Genomic DNA, 4550 nt, shown 5'->3' with positions numbered 1-4550 from the left:
CTCCCCCAGCGCCGCGTCCAGCGGGAGGTAGGTCATCGCGTCGCGGGCCGCCTGGTCCAGTGCCGCCATCTCCGGGTGGTAGACCGCCACGTCGACGACGTCGCCGTCGACCTGCGCGACCACGCGGACGTCCCGGAGGGGAATCCGGTGCGCGCCGAGGTTCACGGTCACCAGCGTCGGGTCGGGCACGGGCGGGACCGAGTCGTGGTACTCCCAGATCGCGTCCTCGGGCGGGGCGGCGGCGCGCCACGCGTCGGTGTACCGGCGCAGCCCGGGGTCCTCCTGGCCGGTGACGACGAGCGCGTAGACGGCGCGCTGCCCGCGTTCCAGCGAGAAGTGCAGTTCGGGGTGGAGTGCGGCGACCAGGTCGCACAGCTGGTTCTCCACGCGCTGGGGCTCGCGGTCACCGAGCGCCGAGGACACCTCGGGCAGCAGGTCGTACCAGCCGTGCCAGAACTCCGTCGCCAGCGCGGCCGGGCTCGGCCGCGCTGGGGAAGAAACAGGCTTCTCCTCGCGGCGGAAGAGCTTCACGGCCGCAACCCGTTCATCACGACCGACAGCATGCGCTCCCTGGCCGCCGCGTCGGCGTGCTTGACGCTCGCCCCGAGGCCGTGGGACAGCCGCATCAGGTCGACCGACTCCAGGTCGGCACGGACGATGCCGGCGGCCTGGGCCGGCGAGAGCAGCTCCCACGCCGCGTCCCGCAGCGTGCCCTTGCAGTACCGGAAGGTCTCCGAGTCCTCGTCGATCGCCGCCTTCAGCGCCGCGGTCAGGTCGGACCGGTCGACGTGGAACCGGACCATCGCGCGCAGCCACTCGGCGAGCGCCTCCTCCGGCGGCAGCTCCTTGGCGAGCTGCCGTGCACGCTGCGCGATGTCCTCGATCTCCTGGCGGTAGACCGCCTCGACGAGCACGTCCCGGGTCGGGAAGTGCCGGTAGAGGGTGCCCGCGCCGATGCCGGCCCGCTTGACGATGTCGTCGAGCGGCGCGTCGACGCCGTGCTCGAAGAACACCTCGCGCGCCGTGGCCACGATGAGCTCGTAGTTGCGGCGAGCGTCGGCGCGCATCGATGCACCCCTTCCATTCGGAGAGATTCTCCGGTTAGTCTTGCGCATCCGGAGATGCTCTCCATATGCTAGCCCAATCAAACTGGAGAGTTTCTCCGCTTAGGGGTGAGTCTTGTCTGTCTCCACTGAAACGACACTGGCGCCGGCCAGGCCGGTCGCGGCCAGACCCGGCGTCGCGCTGGCGCTGCTACTGACGTGCCAGCTGATGCTCATGCTGGACGCGACCGTGATGAACGTGGCCCTCCCCCGCATCCGCGGGGACCTGGGCTTCACGCCGGCCGGCCTGTCGTGGGTGATGAACGCGTACACGCTGGTGTTCGGCGGTCTGCTGCTGCTCGGCGGCCGGCTGGGTGACATGTTCGGCCGGCGGCGGATGTTCCTGGCCGGGATCGCGGTGTTCACGGCCGCGTCGCTCGCCGGCGGGCTGGCGGACTCGGCCGGGTTGCTGATCGCGGCGCGGATCGTGCAGGGCGTGGGGGCCGCGCTGGCCGGTCCGAGCACGATCGCGTTGATCACCAGCACGATCACCCAGCCGCAGGCCAGAGTGCGTGCGCTGTCCCTGTTCTCGGCGATGTCCAGCTCGGGGTTCGCCATCGGGCTGATCCTCGGCGGGTTCCTGACCGAGTGGCTGACGTGGCGTTCGGTCATGTTCATCAACGTGCCGCTGGGGCTGGTCGTGCTGGCGTTCGGCGCCCGGTACATCTCGGAGCCGGAGCGCCATCCGGCGCGGCTGGACCTGGTGGGCGCCGGGCTGGCGACGGTCGGGGTGGCGTCGCTGGTCTACGGGTTCATCCAGGCGGCCGAGAAGGGCTGGGGCACGACGGCGGCGGTGTTGCCGCTGGTGGCCGGCGGTGTGCTGGTGGTCGCGTTCGTGGTGTCGCAGGCGCGGGTGGCGAACCCGATGCTGCCGCTGCGGCTGTTCCGCGACCGGAACCGGGCGGCCGCGTACACCAACTTCTTCCTCGGGCCGCTGTCGATGATGTCGGCGTTCTTCTTCATGACGCAGTTCCTGCAGGAGGTCGACCACTACCGGGCGCTGACGACCGGTTTCGCGTTCCTGCCGATGGCGGTGGGGATCTTCGGGATGTCCCGGCTGATCCCGCGGTTGCTGGCGCGGACCGGCCCGAAGCCGCTGGCGCTGACGGGTTCGCTGCTGATGGCGGCCGGGTTGTGGTGGATGTCGCTGCTGTCGGCGGACTCGTCGTACGTGCCGGCGATCCTGGGGCCGATGATCCTGATGGGGATCGGTGGCGGGATGGCGTTCGCGCCGCTGAACATTCTGATCATGGCGACCGTGCCGCCGGCCGACGCCGGCGCGGCGGGCGGGGCGCTGCAGACGATGCAGCAGATCGGCTCGACGCTCGGGTTGGCGATCCTGGTGACGATCGCGGGGTCGGCGGCGCGGGGGTTGACCGGCACGGACGCGGTGGTGACCGCGGCGACGTCGGCCTGGGCGGCGTCAGCGGGGATCGTGCTGCTGACGTTCCTGGTGGCGCTGACCTTCCGCCGGCGGTAAGGGGGGTGGCACCGCCCGGGTCACCACGACTCGGGCGGTTCCACGAAGGCCTTGCCCAGGTCACGGGCCAGTTCCAGTGCTCGCCGGGCCCATCCCGCCGTCGCGCCGGACAGGCCGCAGGTCGGGGTCGGGACGGCGCGGTCGGCCAGGATCGTGCGGGGGAAACCGAGGCGGTCGACCAGCTCCAGGGCCGGCCGTGCGGCGTCGTGCAGGGTCAGGGGGCGCTTCGGGTCGGTGCTCGGGAGCAGGCCCAGCAGGAACACACAACCGTCGTCCCACGCCTCGCCCAGCTGGTCGGTGTACACGGCCGGCGTGCCCTCCAGCAGCGTCGCGTCCAGCGCCACCGCGTCGGCGCCCGCGCCACGGAACAGGGCCACCGGCGGCCTGGGCGCACAGCAGTGCACGATCACCGGCTGGTTGGTCGCCGCCCGCGCCGCGTCGATGACCGCCGCCAGCACGTCGCGGGCGTCCGGGTCCGCGACGGCGGGAACCGTGCTCAGCCCCGACGGGGTCCGCAGCGCACCCGCCAGCACCGCCGGGAGCGACGGCTCGTCTAGTTGCACGACCACCTCGGCCCCGGTTCGCTTGCGGACCTCCGCCACGTGCCGGGTCAGACCCTCCGCCAGCGACTCGGTGAAGTCCCGCAACGCGCCCTGGTCGGTCAGCACCCGGTGCCCGCGCGGCAGCTCGACCTCGGACGTCAGCGTCCACGGCCCCGCCACCTGCACCTTCACCAGGCCGGGCCGGGCCTGCTCCACCGCCTCCTCGAACGCGTCCAGGTCCCGTCGCAGGTGGTCGACGGCCGTGCGGTGGTCGGTGCCGGGCCGCGTCGTCACCCGGTACGCCGACGGAACCACCTCCACCGCCAGGTCGACGAGCAGCGCGGCGGTCCGCCCGACCAGGTCGGCACCCAGGCCGCGGCGCGGCAGCTCGGGCAGGTGCGGGAGGTCGGGCAGCTCACCGACGACGACGGCGGCCGCCTCGACCGGATCGGTCCCCGGCATGGACCCGATGGCGGTCGCGGCGGCGGCCGGAAACTGTGCTGGCACCGCCACAATCTAGCGGCGCACGGCGAAGGGCCGCAGTGCGCCGAACCCGGAGGCGATGTTGGAGATCAACTTCGCCGTCCCCCGGCGGCTACGGTGGTGACATGGTTTCAGACGTGGCCGCAGCGGCGGAACGCATCAGGCCGTACGTGCGGCGCACCCCGGTCATGCGGGTCGAGGTCGAGGGCCGGCAGGCCGTGCTGAAGCTGGAGCAGCTCCAGCTGACGGGGTCGTTCAAGGTGCGAGGCGCGCTGAACGCCCTCCTGGGCGAGGACGAGCGCCCTGAGCGGGTGGTGACGGCGTCCGGCGGCAACCACGGCCTGGCCGTCGCGACCGCCGCGTCCCTGCTGAACCTGCCGGTGACGGTGTACACGCCGGAGTCCGTGCTGGCGGCGAAGGCCAGGCGCATCGAGGCGACGGGCGCGAAGCTGATCCGCCACGGCGCGACGTACGCGGAGGCCGCGGCGGCGGCGATGGCGGTACCGGACTCGTTCTACGTGCCGGCCTACGACCACCCGCTGGTGGTGGCCGGCCAGGGCACGTGCGCGGCGGAGGTCGTGGCCGACGTGCCGGAGGTGGACACCCTCGTGGTCGCGGTTGGCGGCGGCGGGCTGGGCGCGGGAACGGTGCTCGGCGCGGGCGGCCGGCACGTGGTCGCCGTGGAACCGGAGGGCTGCCAGGCGTTCCACGACGCGCTGGCGGCGGGCCACCCCGTCGACTCGTCGGTGGACTCGGTGGCCGTGTCCGCCCTCGGCGCGACCCGCGTCGGCGACGTCCCGTTCGCGATCCTGCGCGCGGCGTCCTCGGTATTGGTGTCGGACCAGCAGATCCTCGCCGCCCGCGACCGCCTGTGGGAGGAGTTCCGGCTGGCGGTCGAACCCGCCGGCGCGGTCCCGTTCGCGGCCTGGCAGGCCGGCATCG

General features: G+C 72.8%; 5 protein-coding genes. 2 read left to right on the top strand and 3 right to left on the bottom strand.

What is annotated here, in order from left to right; translation table 11 throughout:
- Both VET29_RS34960 and VET29_RS34955 read right to left on the bottom strand, forming a co-directional pair.
- The coding region (locus VET29_RS34960) for a hypothetical protein (protein ID WP_324928860.1) at positions 1-531 on the bottom strand (531 nt) is incomplete at its 3' end.
- Entirely contained in the window at positions 528-1067 is a 540-nt protein-coding gene (locus VET29_RS34955) for a helix-turn-helix domain-containing protein (RefSeq protein ID WP_324928857.1), read from the bottom strand. The genes VET29_RS34955 and VET29_RS34960, both read right to left, overlap by 4 nt.
- Positions 1068-1179: 112 nt before the next feature.
- Between VET29_RS34955 and VET29_RS34950 the strand changes: the two genes are divergently transcribed.
- Positions 1180-2583 (top strand): MFS transporter, encoded by a 1404-nt coding sequence (locus tag VET29_RS34950; RefSeq protein WP_324928855.1) that lies wholly within the window; start codon positions 1180-1182, stop codon positions 2581-2583.
- 20 nt (positions 2584-2603) lie between these two features.
- Here the strand turns inward: VET29_RS34950 and VET29_RS34945 are convergent, their stop codons facing one another.
- Entirely contained in the window at positions 2604-3632 is a 1029-nt protein-coding gene (locus VET29_RS34945; RefSeq protein ID WP_324928853.1) for a methionine synthase, read from the bottom strand.
- Between the two features lie 101 nt (positions 3633-3733).
- Between VET29_RS34945 and VET29_RS34940 the strand changes: the two genes are divergently transcribed.
- Positions 3734-4550: pyridoxal-phosphate dependent enzyme (locus VET29_RS34940; RefSeq protein ID WP_324928851.1), on the top strand; the 817-nt coding region annotated here is incomplete at its 3' end.

The sequence above is a fragment of the Actinophytocola sp. genome (genome assembly GCF_035634895.1).
GTDB lineage: Bacteria > Actinomycetota > Actinomycetes > Mycobacteriales > Pseudonocardiaceae > Actinophytocola.
Note: the sequence above shows the minus strand (reverse complement) of the source record. Positions and strands in the feature narration are given on the sequence as shown.

Coding starts and splice junctions, on each gene's coding strand:
- VET29_RS34955 (WP_324928857.1), bottom strand. CDS start 1,067: ATGCGCGCCGACGCTCGCCGCAACTACGAGCTCATCGTGGCCACGGCG.